Consider the following 15,938-nt stretch of genomic DNA (forward strand, 5'->3'; position numbering starts at 1 on the left):
GCCGGCCTTGCGCCGCACCGGTTTCAAGCATCCGGCGCCGGTCGGGTCGTCAGCCGGAACAGCAGACCCGGCTCCATCCGCTGCGCCGCCAGCGTCCAGCCATGCGCCCGCGCGATTTCCTGGCAGATCGAGAGGCCTAGTCCGGCGCCATGGTCGCGGCGATGCGCGCCACGCCAGAAGCGCTCGAACATTCGCGCCATCTGTTCCGGTGCCACCCCGGGGCCGCTGTCGCGCACCTGCAGCGCCTCGGCGCCGATCGTCACGCACACCTCGGTGCCTTCGGGGGCATGCTGGATGGCGTTTTCCAGCAGGTTTTTCAGCAAGGTGAACAGCGTCGCCGGGTCTGCCCGCCATGGCCGCACCGGACCGTCGTCGCGCAGCGTCAGGCGCACGTTCGCCGCGTCGGCCATGCGCCGCAGATAGCCGACCGCCTCGGCGCCGACGTCGCGCGGATCGACCACGGCGAAAATGTAATTCTGCTCCTCGCTCGCTTCGGCCAGCAGCAGCAACTGCTGCACCTGGCGCGTCATGTGCTGGATGTCGCTGAGCAGCGACTCGCGTTCACCGCCTTTTTCCGTCAGTTCGATTTGCGCGCGGATCAGGGCGAGCGGCGTCTTCAACTCATGCGCGGCCGTCGCCAGAAAACCTTGCTGGACGCGATAACCCTGTTCCAGGCGCTCCAGCACGCGGTTGAAACTGTCGACCAGCGGCGCGATCTCGGCCGGCACCGCGTTGACCCGCAGCCGCGCGTGCAGCGCGCGCGGGGAAATCGCCGCGGCCGACTCCGACACCTCGCGCAGCGGCTTGAGCGTGTAGCGCAGCGTGATGAGCGCGCAGGCGCCGAAGACGAACAACATGACCAGACTGAACAACACGATGCCGGCGCCCATGAACGGCAGCGCGAACTCGGTCTGGAACAGCTCGACTATCCGCTTGCTGGCGGCGAACTGCACATACCAGCGCTTGCCCTCATGCTCGACGGCGGCGGTGCCGGCGTACATCGGCACGCCGGCGAAATCGAAGGTGAAGGGGCCGGGGGTCAGCCGGCGCGTCGCCGGTGTCGACGGCCATGCCGTCCCGGGGCCGGTGGCGGACGCCAGCGCGACGTCGCCGGCCGCGTCCAGCACGCGGTACGAGATCTCGCGCCGGAGACTGTCGTACGTCCAGGGATGACTGTCTTCGCTGTCCAGGAAGCCGACCGGCCGTCCGGCGCTATCGAAGAGCAGCGCCTCGCCCATTTCCTCCGCGCGTTCCGCCACGTCCATGCTCGGCAAAATCTCGCTTCTCGTCGTGATGAGGTAAAAAACGGCCGCCAGCAGCAGGCCGATGCTGAGCACCATGCCGGCCACGTAGGCGAGCAGGACTTTGACGCCCAGGCTATTGAGCCACGTCGGTTGCGCGAAGCGCATAGCCCAGTCCCCTGACATTGACGATCCGTTGGCGCGAGCCGATGGCCAGCAGTTTGCGGCGTATCCGGTGCAGCGCCACGTCCAGCGCGTTCGGCGTGACGGCCTCGCTCAGCCCCCAGGCGGCGGCCTCCAGCGCGCTGCGGCGCACCACCTCGGCATGGCGGTGCACCAGCATCAGCATGATCTGCATCTCCGCCGGAGCGAGGCTGACGCTTTCCTCCGCGCAGCAGACCAGGCCCTCGCCGGGGCGCAGGGTCAGATCGTCGTGGCTGGGGTCGAGCGGACGGAAATCGGCGGGGCGGCGCAGCAAGGCCCGCACGCGTGCGACCATCTCGTCCATGGCGAACGGCTTGGGCAGATAGTCGTCGGCGCCGGCCTCCAGGCCCGCGACGCGGTCGTGCAGCGCGTCGCGCGCGGTCAGCACCAGGCAGGGCACGTGCAGCCCGGCGCCGCGCACGCGCTGCAACAGCGACAGCCCGTCGCCGTCCGGCAAGCCCCGATCGAGGATGATCGCCTGGTAGGGCAGTTGCCCGATGGCGGTCCACGCGGTGTCGATGCGGTCGATGACGTCGACCGCGATGCCGGCGGCCGCCAGCGCCTTGCACATCAGCTGGGCAAGGCGGTCGTGGTCTTCGATTAGTAGAATGCGATTCATCAGAAGCGGTACAGGTATCCCAGGCCGACGCGGCTCTCGGTCGCGCGGTCGACCAGAGGGCTATCCTTGATCTTTTTGGAAAGCTTGCTCACCCCCAGATCAAGAAACATGGAGTGGTGTGCATCGAAAACGTAGGTGCTGCGCAAGCCCAGTTCGGCGTTGACGCCGGATTTGCCCTCGTAAGCGGCCCGGCCGGCGCGCGCCTCGTCGGCGGCGACGCCATAGTAGTAATCGACGTATTTCTTGTCGACCCAGCTGGCGCCTGCGCGGGGTGTCAATATAACATGCTGGCCGATGCGCCAGTTCTTTTCCAGGCCGAGGTTGAAGCGGCGGCCCTTGCTGTTGCCCGAGGCGTCGGCCAGCAGTTCGGCGCTGACATCGACCACGCCGGTCTGCCATTTCACCTTGCCGCCCGCCCAGAAGCCGCTTTTGCGCTCGCGCATGCCGTTCAGGATGGTCGCGTCGCCGGCCTCATAGCCGCTGAAGTCGTATTTGCCGATCACGCGCAGGTCGAGGCGCTGACCACCGCCGAGGTCGAGGCTATACGCCTTGAATTCGGCGACCGGGCCGAACACGCGCACATACTGGTTCTCGTAGGAGATCAGCGGCAGCACACGGTTTTCCCGGTCGATGCCGGTGTAGGGCTGCTGCTCGGTGAACGCGGCGATGCCCAGGCCCCAGGAGGAAGCCCCGTCGCCCGGGGCGGCGCCGGCCACGCCAGAGGCGCCCAGCCCGAGTGCGAGGGCCGAGGTGACCGCCACGCGGTGGATTGCCGAAGGGGGGGGCGAGGTGAAGATGCGCGGAAACTGCATGGTGGTTTCTCCGAATGTTGAATGTGAAACCACATGGTCGGCGAAGTCGTCTTACTGAATACTTACCCGAAAAAAACATCAAAACCCGTCCTTCCCGGTAAGTATCCGGAAAGGCGCGCTACCCGATAGTGACGCTTTGTTAAAGCCAAGGGCATCGCATGCGTTCACCCGCCAACTTCCATTTACTCTTCCGCCGGCCGCTGTCGCGTGCGCCGTGGCTGGCCGCCGCCGTGTTATTGGCCGGCTGCGCGACGACCGTTCCCGGGCCGACACCCGGCGGTCCGGCGGCGCCGGTGGCCGCGCAATGGCACGCGCCGCTGCCGCACGGCGGCCAGCTTGCCGACCTGGGTCTCTGGTGGGGACGGTTCGACGATCCGCTGGTGCCGCGCCTGATCGCGGCCGGGCAGGACGCCAGCCCGACGCTGGCGGAGGCCGTGGCCCGCATCGCCGACGCCCGCGCGGCCAGCGTGTCCAGCGGCGCCGCCTTGATGCCGAACCTGGCCGCCAATGCCAGTGCCAGCCGTGCCCGCTCGGAGATCGCAGCGCCGGTCGGCAAGGCCGCGTCGCTCGGGCTGCGGGCCGGCTGGGAGTTGGACCTGTTCGGCGCCAACCGCGCCGGCGCCGACGCCGCCCAGGCGGTGTTGGAATCCAGCCAGGCCGGCTGGCATGTGGCGCGGGTGTCGCTGGCCGCCGAGATCGCCAATGCCTACCTTGGCTTGCGCGCCTGCGAGGCGCAATTGGTGCGGACCGAACTCGACGCCCGCTCGCGCGCCCGGACCTCCGAACTGACCACCCTGGCGGCGGGCGCCGGCTTCCGCGCGCCGGCCACGGCCGATCTGGCGCGCGCCAGCGCCGCGCAGGCGAACGCCGCCTTGATCCAGCAGCGCGCGCAATGCGATCTGTCGGTCAAGGCGCTGGTCGCGCTCACCGCGCTGGATGAGACGGCGCTGCGTGGCGAGCTCGCCGCCGGAAGCGCCCGTTTGCCGCAGCCGCCCGAACTGACCGTGGCCGCCGTGCCGGCCGCCGTCCTGGCGCAGCGGCCCGATATTTACGCCGCCGCGCGCGACGTCGTGGCCGCCAGCGCGCGAGCCGACCAGTCGCAGGCGCAACGCTGGCCGCGCGTCACGCTGGCCGGCAGCATCGGCGCCAACCGCGTGCGCGGCGGCGGCATCGGCACCAACGGCAGCGTCTGGAGCGTGGGGCCGGTCGCCGTGACCTTGCCGTTGTTCGACGGCGGCGCGCTGCGCGCCAACGCGCAGGCGGCGCGCGTGCGCTACGAGAGCGCCACCACCGTCTACGCGGCGCGCCTGCGCGAGGCGGTGCGCGACGTGGAAGCGGCGCTGGTCACGCTACAAAGCACGGCCGCGCGCGGCGCCGACACCGACGCGGCGGCAGCCGGATTCGAGCGCTCCTACCTTGCGACGGAAGCGAGCTACCAGGCCGGCACCGCCAGCCTGTTCGAACTGGAGGACGCCCGCCGCAGCATGCTCTCGGCGCAGGTCGCCGTGATCGAGCTGCGCCGCGAACGCGTGGCCGCCTGGATCGCCCTGTACCGCGAGCTCGGTGGCGGCTGGTCCGACGCCGGCGCGCCGGCGATGGCCTCGGCCGCCGTCGATGCGCCCGAACCACCCATCGCCAGCATCGGCCCGCGCGCCGCGCCGGCCCGCTAAGAACCAAGGAAACCAATGATGAAAAATATACGCCACCATCTCTTTTATCTCGCAGCGGCGCTGGCCGCCGCGCTGGCCTTCGGCACCATCGCAGTGGCCATGCCGGAGTCCGCCAAACCGCCGGCGGCCGCTCCCAGGAGCGCGCTGACGGTCGAGGTCGCGACGCCGCAACCGGCCGTGCTGCCGCTCCGGCTGGCCGCCAACGGCAATATCACGGCGTGGCAGGAAGCCAGCATCGGCGCCGAGGCCAACGGCTTACGCCTGGCCGAGGTCAAGGTCAACGTCGGTGACCTGGTCCGGCGCGGCCAGGTGCTGGCCACGTTCGCCTCCGCCACCGTGGGCGCCGAACTGGCCCAAAGCCGCGCCGCCGCCGCCGAGGCCGAGGCGGCGCTGGCCGAGGCCGACGCCAACGCACAGCGCGCCCGCCAACTGCAAACCACCGGCGCCTTGTCGGCCCAGCAAATCCAGCAATATCTGACCGCCGAGCGCACCGCGCAGGCCCGGCTGGACGCGTTGCGGGCCGCCGAAAACACCCAGCAACTGCGCATGGCGCAGACCCGCGTGCTGGCCCCGGACGATGGCGTGATCTCGGCGCGCGGCGCGACGGTCGGCGCGGTGCCGCCGGCAGGGCAGGAGCTATTCCGCCTGATCCTGCGCGGCCGGCTCGAATGGCGCGCCGAGGTCGCGGCATCCGACCTGTCCCAGCTGAAGCCCGGCCAGACAGCGCTGGTGACGCCGGTCGGCGGCAAACCGATCAAGGGCAGGCTGCGGATGGTCGCGCCGGTGGTCGACACGCTTTCGCGCAACGGGCTGGTGTACGTGGACTTGCCGCCGGACAGCCCGGCGCGCGCCGGCATGTTCGCGCGCGGCGAGTTCGACACCGGCAGTGCGCGGATGGTGACCTTGCCGCAAAGCGCGGTGCTGATGCGCGACGGCTTCAGCTACGTGCTGCGCGTGGGCGCCGATTCGCGCGTGGCGCGGACCAAGGTGACAGTGGGCCGGCGCGCGGGCGACAGGATAGAGATCGTCGACGGCATCGCCGCGCCGGCGCGGGTGGTGGTGGCCGGCGGCGCCTTCCTGGGCCACGGCGACTTGGTCTCGGTGGCCGGCACGGCACCGGCGGCGCCGGCCGCCGTCGTCGCCGATATCAATTAATCGAAAGAGCGCCATGCATTTCAATATATCCTCCTGGTCGATCCGCAATCCGACCCCGGCGATCCTGCTGTTCATCCTGCTGACGCTCGGTGGCCTGATGGGTTTTCGCGCGATGAAGGTGCAGAACTTTCCCGACATCGAGCTGCCGACGGTCATCGTCAGCGCCGAGTTGCCCGGCGCCTCGCCGGCGCAGCTGGAGACCGACGTCGCCCGCAAGATCGAGGACGCGCTGGCCACCGTGCAGGGCGTCAAGCACATCCGCAGCAGCCTGACCGATGGCAACGCCAACATCACGATCGAGTTCCACCTGGAAAAGCCGGCGCGGGAGGCCGTCGAGGACGTGCGCGACGCCGTCTCCCGCGTCCGCGCCGATCTGCCGGCCGACCTGCGCGACCCGGTGATCCGCAAGGTGGAACTGGCCGGCGCGCCCATCCTGACCTACACCGTCGCCTCCCGCCACATGGACGCCGAAGCGCTGTCCTGGTTCGTCGACAACGAGGTCGGCAAGACGCTGCTGGCGGTGCCGGGCGTGGGCGCGGTCACCCGGGTCGGCGGCGTGGACCGGGAGGTGCGCGTCGCGCTGGACCCGGCGCGGCTGCTGGCATTGAACACGACGGCGGCGGACCTGTCGCGCCAGCTGCGCCAGATCCAGCGCGAGTCGCCCGGCGGCCGGGTCCACCTGGGCGGCGCCGAGCAATCGGTGCGCACCATCGCCACCGTGCAATCGGCCGCCGAGGTGGCCACGCTGGAGGTGACGCTCGGCGATGGCCGGCGGGTCCGGCTCGACCGGGTGGCGACGGTCGGCGACACCGTCGCCGAACCGCGCTCGGCCGCGCTGCTGAACGGCGCGCCGGTGGTCGGCTTCGAGATCACGCGCGCGCGCGGCGCCGGCGAGATCGAGGTCGCCCAAGGCGTCCAAAACGCGCTGGAGCGCCTCAAGGCGATACATCCGGACATCGTCGTCACCGAGGCCTTCAACTTCGTCGACGCGGTGCGCGAGAACTACGACGGCTCGATGCGGCTGCTGTACGAGGGCGCGGCGCTGGCGGTGCTGGTGGTGTTCCTGTTCCTGCGCGACTGGCGCGCCACCCTGATCGCGGCGGTGGCGCTGCCGCTGTCGGCCATCCCGACCTTCGCGCTGATGCACTGGATGGGTTTCACGGTCAACACGGTCAGCCTGCTGTCGCTGTCGCTGGTGATCGGCGTGCTGGTCGACGACGCCATCGTCGAGATCGAAAACATCGAACGCCATCTGTTGATGGGCAAGACGCCGTTCCAGGCGGCGATGGAGGCGGCCGACGAGATCGGCCTGGCGGTGGTGTCCACCACTTTCACGCTGATCGCCGTGTTCCTGCCGACGGCCTTCATGGGCGGCACGGTCGGCAAGTTCTTCGTCCAGTTCGGCTGGACGGCGGCCATCGCGGTGTTTTTCTCGCTGGTGGTGGCGCGCATGCTCACGCCGATGATGTCGGCCTATCTGTTGCGCGCACCCAAGGCAAAGCCGCCGCCGGCGCCGCGCTGGCTGGACGCCTATCTGTCCTGCGCGCGCTGGTGCCTGCGCCACCGGGCGCCGACGGTTGCCGCCGCCGCCGCGTTCTTCGCCGGCGGGCTGATGCTCGCGGCCTCGCTGCCGGGCACCTTCGTCCCGCCCGACGACGACTGGCAGACCCAGGTGACGGTGACGCTGGCGCCCGGCGCCAGGCTGGGCGACACGCTCGCGCTGGCCGAACGCGCGCGCGGCATCGTCATGGGCAACCGGCATGTCAAGCTGGTGTATTCGGCGGTCGGCGGCGGCAGCGCCGGCGCCGACCCGGCCGGCTCGTCCGGTGGCGCCGTCGCCGACGTGCGCACCGCCGTGCTCACGCTCAACCTGACGCGCCGCGACGAGCGGCCGGGCCTGACCAAGCAGGGGATCGAGTCGCAGTTGCGGGCCGCGCTGGCCGCCTTGCCCGGCGCCCGCGTCAAGGTCGGCATGGGGGAGTCGGAAAACTACGTGCTGGTGCTCGCCGGCGAGGACGGCGCCGCGCTGGCCCGCCACGCGCTGCTGGTGGAAAACGAGCTGGGCGGCATCGCCGGCATCGGCGCGGTCACTTCCACGGCCAGTCTGCTGCGCCCCGAGCTGATCGTGCGGCCGGACTTCGACCGCGCGGCCGATCTGGGCGTGACCTCGGCGGACATCGCCGACACGCTGCGGGTGGCCACCACCGGCGACTACGACCAGGAACTGGCCAAGCTCAACCTGAGCGAGCGGCAGGTGCCGGTCGTCGTGCGGCTGGCCGACGACGCCCGCGATGACATCGGGACGCTCAAGCGCCTGCCGGTGCCCGGCGCGCGCGGGCCGGTGTCGCTGGAGAGCGTCGCCACGCTGTCGATCGGCAGCGGGCCGTCGGAGATAGCGCGCTACGACCGGCAGCGCAACGTCAACTTCGAGATCGAATTGAACGGCCAGCCGCTGGGCGACATCGAGACGGCCGTCCTGGCGTTGCCCAGCCTGCGAAGCATGCCGCCCGGCGTGACGCGCGCCTCGATCGGCGACGCCGAGTCGATGGACGAGCTGGCCTCCGGCTTCGCCATCGCCATGCTGACCGGCGTGCTGTGCATCTACATGGTGCTGGTGCTGTTGCTGAAGGACTTCCTGCAGCCGGTCACCATCCTGGCCGCGCTGGTGCTGTCGGCGCCGGGCGCCTTCCTGGCGCTGTTCCTGACCGGCACGGCCTTGTCGATGCCGTCGATGATAGGCTTGATCATGTTGATGGGTATCGCCACCAAGAACTCGATTCTGCTGATCGACTACATCATCCTGGCCCGGCGCGATCACGGACTGGAGCGCCGTGACGCCATCATCGACGCCTGCGGCAAGCGCGTGCGCCCGATCGTGATGACCACCATCGCGATGGGCGCGGGCATGCTGCCGATCGCGCTGGGGTGGGGCGCCGACCCGAGCTTTCGCGCGCCGATGGCGATCGTCGTCATCGGCGGGCTGATCACGTCAACGGTACTGAGTCTGCTGGTCATCCCGGTGGTGTTCACCTATGTCGACGACGCCGCGCAGTGGCTGGGCGCGCGCGTGCGCAAGACCGAGCGTCGGGCGGCAGCTAGCCTGCGAGAAGGGCCGGTTGCTCGATGATGGCCAGCAGCCGCGCCGGATCGACCGGTTTGATCAGGTGGATGTCGAAGCCGGCGTCGCCGCTGCGGGCGATGTCGGCCGGCTGGCCGTAGCCGGTCTGGGCGATCAGCCGGCACGCGTTGTGGCCCAGGATGGCTTGCAGCTTTTCGGCCAGCACATGGCCGCTCATTCCCGGCAGTCCGATATCGAGGATGGCGACGTCGGGACGGAAATTGTCGACCCTGGACAGCGCCTGTTCCGGGGAAAAGCAGATTTCCACCGCGTGCCCGCGCACCGCCAGCAGGGCGCCGATGGTCTCCGCCGCGTCGACATTGTCGTCGACGACGAGGATGTTGAGCGGTCGGTCGGTGGTCGCGGCGGTTTCGCGCGCACGGGCCGGCGCCGGCCCCGCCAGCGTGTCGGAGGCGGGCAAGTCCAAGGTGAACTCGCTGCCGAGCCCGGTTCCGGCGCTGTGGGCGGCGACCGCGCCGCCGTGCAGTTGCACCAGCCGCCGCACCAGCGACAGGCCGATGCCGAGGCCGCCATCGGCGCGGTCGATGCCGCGCTGTCCCTGGTAGAACAGATCGAAGACGTGCTGTTGCTCGGCCGCCGTCATGCCGCGCCCGTTGTCGGTCACGCCGATCCGTATACGTTCGTCATGGCGGCGCGCGCGCAGGCGTATCTCGCCGCCGTTCGGGGTGTACCGGGCGGCATTGGTCAACAGGTTCGCCAGCGCCTGCGCCAGCCGGACGGGGTCGGCCTTCAACACCAGGCCCGGCTCGGCTTCGACCGCCAGGCGGTGACCGCGCGCGCGGATGTCGGCGCTGGCCAGCTCGACCGCCTTCTCGATGATGCGGCCGACGTCGATATGTTCCGGCTTCAACACGATCTTGTCTTGGGTGACGCGCGCGACGTCGAGCAGGTCGTCGACCAGCCGCACCAGATGGTCGACCTGGCGCTTGACCAGGCTGCGCTCCTTGCTGGTCGAGTCGTCGCCGCGCCGTTCCATCAATTCGAGCGCCATGACGATGGGCGCCAGCGGGTTGCGCAGTTCGTGGCCCAGCATCGCCAGGAATTCGTCCTTGTTGCGGTTGGTCGCGGTTAGCTCCTCGACCAGCTTTTCGCGCTCGTCGTGCGCCTTTTTCAGCACCTGGCGCGAGCGGACGTGCTCGCTGATGTCGACCACGACCGCGATGATGCTTTCGACCTTGTTGTCGCCACCCAGCAACGGTTCGAGGCTGAGCTTGAAGTAGCGTTCGCCGGACGCCAGCGCGCCCTCGCGCAGGCATATTTCCTCCGCCGAAAAGGCCTCGCCGCTGGCGTAGACCTGCTGCAGCAGCTGATGGAACCTGCCTCCTATAAATTCCGGAAACGCCACGGCGTAGCTCAGGTCCTGAAGGTCGTTCCGGCCCATTAACTCCAGATAGCGGCGGTTGACCAGGTCGTGACGGAACCCGGGGCCGGCCAGCAGCGCGGCGGCCACCGGCGCCTGCAGCAACATCTGATCGCGCTGCTTGAGCGCCACGTCGCGTTCATGGCGCTCGCTGGCGTCGCGCGTGAAGCAGCGCGTATAGCGCAGATGGCCTTCCTCGAAGCAGCCGTTCGAACTGATCACCACGTGCTTGACGCTGCCGTCCTTGCAGCGCAGCCGCGCCGGCTGGTCGAGCAGGGTCAGGCCGCGCAGCAGCCGGTCCAGGATGCGGGCGATCACCGGCGCGTCGATGTGGAAGGTGGCGATATGCTGGCCGACGTATTCCTCCCAGCGGTAGCCCAGCATATCGAGCTCGGCCTTGTTGGCCCACAGGATGATGCCGTCGCGGCCGACGCGGTGGATGCCCTCGGCCGCGTTGTCGAGGAAGTCGGCCATGTCGTTGGCGCGGGCGGCGGCCGTCAGCTCGGCCCGTTTGCGCCGCTCGACCTCGACATCGAGGGCCAGCGCCTTGCGTTCTAACTCCAGCACCCTGAGCGACGAGCACGAGGAGGTGTCCACTTTCACCGGATGCTGGTCAGAGCAGGCGTGCGCGTGCTCGCGGCAAACCTGGCCGAAGGCTTCGGCCAGCTCGACGGTGGGGAACAGGTCCCACCTGTAGGCGCAAAACAAGGAGAATTCGACGGTCCGCGCGAGGTCGTTCCACAGCTTCTCCAGTTCGATCGCGGCGTCGTACAGGCCTTGCGCGCACAGCAGGGAGACCATCTCGCCAAAGGCGCGGACCTGGCCGGATTGTCGCGCGGCGGCGCGGACCAGGTCGCCAACGACGGCGTCGAACAGCACGGGATCGGGCCGGTCGTCGACCATGAAACGGCGCAGCGTCGCGGCGGCGTCGAGCGCGATCAGCCGGCCCTCCGGGAAGGGCCCCGCGTTGTCCAGCAGGGTTTGTACGGTTCGCAGCCGTTCCCGGGTGCCGATGAGGATGGCGGTGCCGTCATCCCGGGCCTGGGCCAGATACGCTCCCACCTCCGCGTTCAAGGCCGCTTCGTCGTCGGAGAAACGGACGAAATGGTTGGGATGGGGCTGACTATCCATAGCGTTGCTTGCGACCTTATAACCGAATGTCTGTAATTTACCATTGTATAGCCGCCTGCCGCGCTTGCTTGAAATCAGGAGGCGAGGCGAAGGCACGGCCCTCGCCCCGGGACGCTGGCGCGCGCGGTTAACCCGGCGCAGCCGCCTTCTCCGCGTTCTCCCGCCGGCGGCGGGTGGTGACGTTCTCGCGGTTCACGCCCCAGCTGTCGGTATCGACTTCGTCGATGATGACGAAGGTGGTGGCCGGGTCTTTGTCCAGGACGCGCGACAGCAGATCGGTGGCGCCCTCGATCAGCGCCAGTCTCTGGGCCGGCGTGGTGCCTTCTTTGGTAATGCGGATATTTACGTATGGCATGGCGGAGTTCCTTTTTGGTGAGAGGGGAGGCGGATTACCAAGTGCCGGCGGTCGAGCCGCCGTCCACCACCATCACCGTGCCGGTGGTGAAGGACGAGTTCGTCAGGTAGAGCACGGCATCCACCACATCGCGCGTGGTGCCGATCGCCCCGTTTGGCGCCAGCGTTTTGAGGAAGGCTTGCGTGCCCGCGTCCTTGCTGTGCAGCGGCGTATCGATGCTGCCCGGTGCCACCGCGTTCACGCGCACGTTGGACGCGGCCAGCTCGATCGCCAGGCCACGGGTGGCGTGGTTCAGTCCGCCTTTGATCAGCACCGGCAGCAACGCCGGCACCTTGACGTTGGGCTGCATCGCGATGCTTGCCGTGATGGTGATGATATGGCCGTCGCGGTTCGCGCTCATGTGCCGGGCCGCCGCCTGCGACGGATAGAAGAAGCCGTTCAGATTGGTGCTGACGATCGCGTCGACGTCGGCCTCGGTGTAATCGGCCACCGGCTTGGCGAGGAAGATGCCGGCGTTGTTGACCAGGACGTCGACCTTGCCGAAGGCGGCGATGGCCTGGTCGAACAGCGAGGTGGCCGTCGCGGGCAGGGCGATATCGCCGGCGACCGGCAGGAAATTGTCCGGATTGCCCAGTTTATCGGCGGCCAGTCGCAGCCGTTCGATGGTGCGCGCGTTGCCGACGACGTTGTAGCCGAGCTCCAGATACGCCTCGGCCAGAGCGAAGCCGATGCCGCTCGATGCGCCGGTGATGATGACAGTCTTGTTCGATTTCATGGTGTGACTCCAGTCCTAAGTAGTTGGGGTTTGTGCCGGCCAACGGAGTGTTGCGGCGGCATGTCATCAATATACTTGTGCCACTTGGGGCTATAAATGGCCTTGGCGGAAGATTACTTAATACATGGTGTAATATATTTGCTCGCCCCACGTGATCCAGGACGAGTACGATGAAACGCAACTTCGACGACATGCAGCTCGGCAGCATCGATCTATTCTACCAAGCCGCCGAGCTGAGCAGTTTTACGGCCGCCGCCAACGCGGCGGGTGTCACGCCGGCGGCGGTCAGCCGCTCGATCGCGCGCCTGGAGGAGCGGCTGGGCGTACGCCTCTTCGTCCGCACCACGCGGCAGATCCGGCTGACGGAGGGCGGCCTACGCTACTACAAGCAATGCCGCGAAGCGCTGTCGCAGTTGTTGGAGGCCGAGCGCGAGGTGACCGGCGAGCAGATCGCGCCGGCCGGCTCGTTGCGCATCAGCGCGCCGACGCCGTACGGGCATTACCGGCTGTTGCCGTTGCTGCCACGGTTTCGCGAGCTGTACCCGGACGTCAAGGTCGAGGTCCACCTCAGCAACCGCAATATCGATTTCGCCGAGGAGAGTTTCGACATGGCGATACGCGGGCGCGATCCAGCCGACTCCTCGCTCATCGCGCGCAAGCTGGAGGACGCCGAATTGGTGCTGGTCGCTGCGCCGTCGTACCTCAAGCGCATGGGAAAACCGGCGTCCATCGAGGCGCTGCAAACGCACGAATGCATCCAGTTCGACTTGCCGAGCACCGGACGCAAGATACCGTGGCCTTTCATGGTGGATGGCGAGCGGGTTGATGTGGTGACGACCGGTGGCTACACCTGCGCCGGAGATGTGCTCGGCATCGTCACCTTGGCGCGCAGCGGCGCCGGCATCGTGCAAACCTACCGCTACATCGTCGAGCGCGATCTGGCGGACGGCACGCTGGTGGAGTTATTGCCGCAGCACGGTGGCACCTCTCGGCCCTTCATCTTGCTGTATCCCCACGCGCGCCATTTATCGCTGCGGGTGCGCAGCTTCGTCGATTTCCTGGCGCAACAACTCGGCCCAAAGCGTGGGGGTCAAGTCTGACATTCGGACACGATCTCAAGCGTCGGGGTCAAGTCTGACATTCGGACACGATCTCATCCTGTCATGCCTTTTTTCAGCTATGTCCAGTCGTTTCGAAAGCCGCTACCGCGCGGCTCACTGTCTTGACTGATACGTCAAAATGCGCGGCAATCTGACTCATCGAAAACGCCGTCGATCGATAGGCTTGTGCCATCGCTAAATCTCGTGGGGGGAATTTCGACGCGTACTCATCAAGCGACATTGCAAGTGCGCGCCTCTGCGTTCTCGCGACTTCTACACACACATCCTCTGCGGAGTGTTTATGTTGTTCGATGAACGCTTGGTCTCCAAGAATGCATTGAAAGCAGGTGTCTCTTAGGGGGCTGTCGACGTCGATTCCCGCCATGACGAAGCGCCGATAGGCATCTTTGGCCGTCACCTGGTCTGCATCGAAGCAGGCGAGTAGCCAGTCAATCGCCATCCAGGAGGGCGCTGGTTTCTTGCCCAACATGTAGCGGTAGCTGCTCCATTCCCAATTTTCAGGCGTATCGACTATGCCGGCCCGGACGGGGTTCAAAACGATATATCGTGCCAGCTCGCGCAGGTAGGTCTCTTTCTGTACCAGGATAGCTTTGTAGCGGCCTTGCATCACATGCCCCACCAAGTCGTGGCGGCGATTGAAACGTTGAGAATAGGCGCTATTTAGTTGCCGCATGCCTTGTCCGAGATTCCCCTCGGGCGTCTCGACGAGCAGGTGAAAGTGGTTTGTCATCTGGCAAAACGCATGGACGATAAAATGAAACCGCTGGCAAACGCGCTCAGTTTCGACAAACCAGGCGAGACGATCCCGCCTGTCGCGAAAGATGAGCTCACGTCGGTTGCCTCGGCAAGTAACGTGATAGAGGGCACCGGGAAATTCTAGTCTGAGTGGTCTGGCCATCTCACCAATTTAACAGGCGATCACGTCGACGCGCTGATCAAGCACAGAAGTCGTTAGAGCCTGCTGGACCAAGATTTGGTTTGCGTATTCCCTACAAGCTGAGCTCGTGTCTGAATGTCAGACTTGACCCCATCGGTTGAGGTCGTGTCCGAATGCCAGACTTGACCCCATCGTTAGCTGGCGGCGACTTGCCCGATCGCGGCCACCAACTTGTCCAGCTGCGCCGGTTGCGTGAACACCCCCGGCGTGACCCGCACGCAACTGCCGCCCGCCGGTCCGTGTCGTACCACGGTGAAGATGCCGAACTGGTCCATCAGCCGCCGCGCCAGCGCGATGTTCTGCTCGCGCGTGCCTTGCCCCCGCAGCCGGAACGATGTCACCGCGCCGGACATGCCGTCCGCGTCCGGCGTCAGGATGTCGACGTTGCCGAGTGGTCGCACACGGCTGACCCAGTAGTCGCGCAGGTAGCGCAGGCGCGCGCCCTTGGCCGCCGTGCCCATCTCCTCGTGCGCCCGCAGCGCGGCCGGTATCGTCATGATGCTCGCGGAGTTGAGCGTGCCCGAGTGGACGCGCGAGCGGATATCGCCCTTGTCGTGGTCGCGGTCCCCCATGTGGACGCCGATGTCGGCCAGCCGCTCTTTGCGGATGTAAATGAAGCCCAGTCCCAGCGGCGCGCCTATCCATTTGTGCAGGTTGCCACCGATGAAATCGGCCTGCAAGTCGGGCAGGCGGTAGTCCAGCTGGCCCCACGATTGCGCGACATCGACGATGACGTCGACGCCGCGCCGCTTGGCCATGCGCGTGATGTCGGCGACCGGAAACACCAGGCCGGTGCGATGGCTGATATGTGTCAGCAGCAGTAACTTGGCGCGCGGGTTGGCGCGCAGCGCCTGCTCGTAGGCGTCCAGCACGCCCTGGCGCGTGGCGGGCTCCGGCACGCGTATGAGGCCGACCCGCGCGCCGCGTCGCTCGGCCAGGTCGTTCATTGCGTATTGCATGGCGTCGTAATCGAGGTCGCCGTACAGGATCGTGTCGCCCTTGCGCAGCGGCTTGTAGTTGGAGATCAGGTTTTGCAACGATTCGGTGGCGCCGCGCGTGAGCGCGATTTCGTCCACCGGTACCCCGAGACGCCGCGCCAGTTGCAGCCGGATCGCTTCGGTGCCGTCGGCGTCGAAGCTTTGGCGCAGCAGGCGCGAGTTGTCGCGGTTGAGGATGTCGATGTTGCGCTTGAAGTCGTCCGAGACTTGCTTGCTCATGATGCCGTAGTAGGCGTTTTCCAGATTGATGAAGTCGCCGCTGACCTCGTAGTGGGCGGCGATCCCGCTCCAGTAGGCTTCGTCGTCGGCGGAGGGCGCCTTCACCTGCGCGCGCAGGTCGTGGGCGGCGGCGAGCGCAGCGATGGCGGAGCCGTGCAGGAAGGTTCGGCGGGTCAACGTGTCGGTCATGGTTGTATCCGGT

Annotated in this window: 12 protein-coding genes; 4 read left to right on the forward strand and 8 right to left on the reverse strand. The window is 67.5% G+C overall.

The features are described from left to right. Nucleotides 1-23: 23 nt before the first annotated feature. The 3 genes from MRBLMU1_RS28430 to MRBLMU1_RS28440 are packed head-to-tail and all read right to left on the reverse strand — an operon-like array spanning nucleotide 24 to nucleotide 2,876. Nucleotides 24-1,409 (reverse strand): sensor histidine kinase, encoded by a 1,386-nt coding sequence (locus tag MRBLMU1_RS28430; RefSeq protein ID WP_363509113.1) that lies wholly within the window; start codon nucleotides 1,407-1,409, stop codon nucleotides 24-26. Continuing rightward, nucleotides 1,378-2,064, reverse strand: a complete 687-nt coding sequence (locus MRBLMU1_RS28435) for a response regulator transcription factor (protein WP_363509116.1) — start codon at nucleotides 2,062-2,064, stop codon at nucleotides 1,378-1,380. The genes MRBLMU1_RS28430 and MRBLMU1_RS28435 overlap by 32 nt, the downstream gene beginning before the upstream one ends. Then, the gene (locus tag MRBLMU1_RS28440) at nucleotides 2,064-2,876 is read right to left on the reverse strand and encodes a MipA/OmpV family protein (protein ID WP_363509119.1); all 813 of its coding nucleotides are present in this window, start codon (nucleotides 2,874-2,876) and stop codon (nucleotides 2,064-2,066) included. Before MRBLMU1_RS28440 ends, MRBLMU1_RS28435 begins: the two co-directional genes overlap by 1 nt. A gap of 158 nt (nucleotides 2,877-3,034) precedes the next feature. Between MRBLMU1_RS28440 and MRBLMU1_RS28445 the strand changes: the two genes are divergently transcribed. Genes MRBLMU1_RS28445 through MRBLMU1_RS28455 form a run of 3 tightly spaced genes read left to right on the forward strand, consistent with a single transcriptional unit; the run spans nucleotide 3,035 to nucleotide 8,828 of the window. Next, nucleotides 3,035-4,546: an efflux transporter outer membrane subunit gene (locus MRBLMU1_RS28445; protein ID WP_363509122.1), complete on the forward strand. Its 1,512-nt coding sequence runs from the start codon at nucleotides 3,035-3,037 to the stop codon at nucleotides 4,544-4,546. Nucleotides 4,547-4,561: 15 nt separating this feature from the next. Further along, a complete protein-coding gene (locus tag MRBLMU1_RS28450) occupies nucleotides 4,562-5,701 on the forward strand; it encodes an efflux RND transporter periplasmic adaptor subunit (RefSeq protein ID WP_363509125.1) in 1,140 nt (379 codons plus the stop codon). 13 nt (nucleotides 5,702-5,714) lie between these two features. Next, the gene (locus MRBLMU1_RS28455) at nucleotides 5,715-8,828 is read left to right on the forward strand and encodes an efflux RND transporter permease subunit (RefSeq protein ID WP_363509128.1); all 3,114 of its coding nucleotides are present in this window, start codon (nucleotides 5,715-5,717) and stop codon (nucleotides 8,826-8,828) included. On the opposite strand, the gene MRBLMU1_RS28460 is transcribed toward MRBLMU1_RS28455, so the two are convergent. The 3 genes from MRBLMU1_RS28460 to MRBLMU1_RS28470 all read right to left on the reverse strand — a co-directional run bounded on the left by MRBLMU1_RS28460 (nucleotide 8,797) and on the right by MRBLMU1_RS28470 (nucleotide 12,461). Then, nucleotides 8,797-11,331, reverse strand: coding sequence for an ATP-binding protein (locus MRBLMU1_RS28460; protein WP_363509131.1), 2,535 nt, complete (start codon nucleotides 11,329-11,331; stop codon nucleotides 8,797-8,799). The genes MRBLMU1_RS28455 and MRBLMU1_RS28460 overlap by 32 nt on opposite strands. A 127-nt stretch (nucleotides 11,332-11,458) precedes the next feature. Further along, nucleotides 11,459-11,686, reverse strand: a complete 228-nt coding sequence (locus MRBLMU1_RS28465; protein WP_363509134.1) for a 4-oxalocrotonate tautomerase family protein — start codon at nucleotides 11,684-11,686, stop codon at nucleotides 11,459-11,461. Between the two features lie 34 nt (nucleotides 11,687-11,720). Further along, nucleotides 11,721-12,461, reverse strand: coding sequence for an SDR family NAD(P)-dependent oxidoreductase (locus MRBLMU1_RS28470; RefSeq protein WP_363509137.1), 741 nt, complete (start codon nucleotides 12,459-12,461; stop codon nucleotides 11,721-11,723). 170 nt (nucleotides 12,462-12,631) lie between these two features. Here MRBLMU1_RS28470 and MRBLMU1_RS28475 point away from each other — a divergent pair, with 170 nt between their 5' ends. After that, nucleotides 12,632-13,561: a LysR family transcriptional regulator gene (locus tag MRBLMU1_RS28475; RefSeq protein ID WP_363509140.1), complete on the forward strand. Its 930-nt coding sequence runs from the start codon at nucleotides 12,632-12,634 to the stop codon at nucleotides 13,559-13,561. 73 nt (nucleotides 13,562-13,634) lie between these two features. On the opposite strand, the gene MRBLMU1_RS28480 is transcribed toward MRBLMU1_RS28475, so the two are convergent. Next, nucleotides 13,635-14,480 (reverse strand): REP-associated tyrosine transposase, encoded by an 846-nt coding sequence (locus MRBLMU1_RS28480; RefSeq protein WP_363509143.1) that lies wholly within the window; start codon nucleotides 14,478-14,480, stop codon nucleotides 13,635-13,637. Between the two features lie 173 nt (nucleotides 14,481-14,653). Then, nucleotides 14,654-15,925 (reverse strand): aminotransferase class V-fold PLP-dependent enzyme, encoded by a 1,272-nt coding sequence (locus MRBLMU1_RS28485; protein WP_363509146.1) that lies wholly within the window; start codon nucleotides 15,923-15,925, stop codon nucleotides 14,654-14,656. Nucleotides 15,926-15,938 lie beyond the last annotated feature (13 nt).

This window comes from Burkholderia sp. LMU1-1-1.1, assembly GCF_040675865.1.
Classification (GTDB): Bacteria; Pseudomonadota; Gammaproteobacteria; order Burkholderiales; family Burkholderiaceae_D; genus Rugamonas.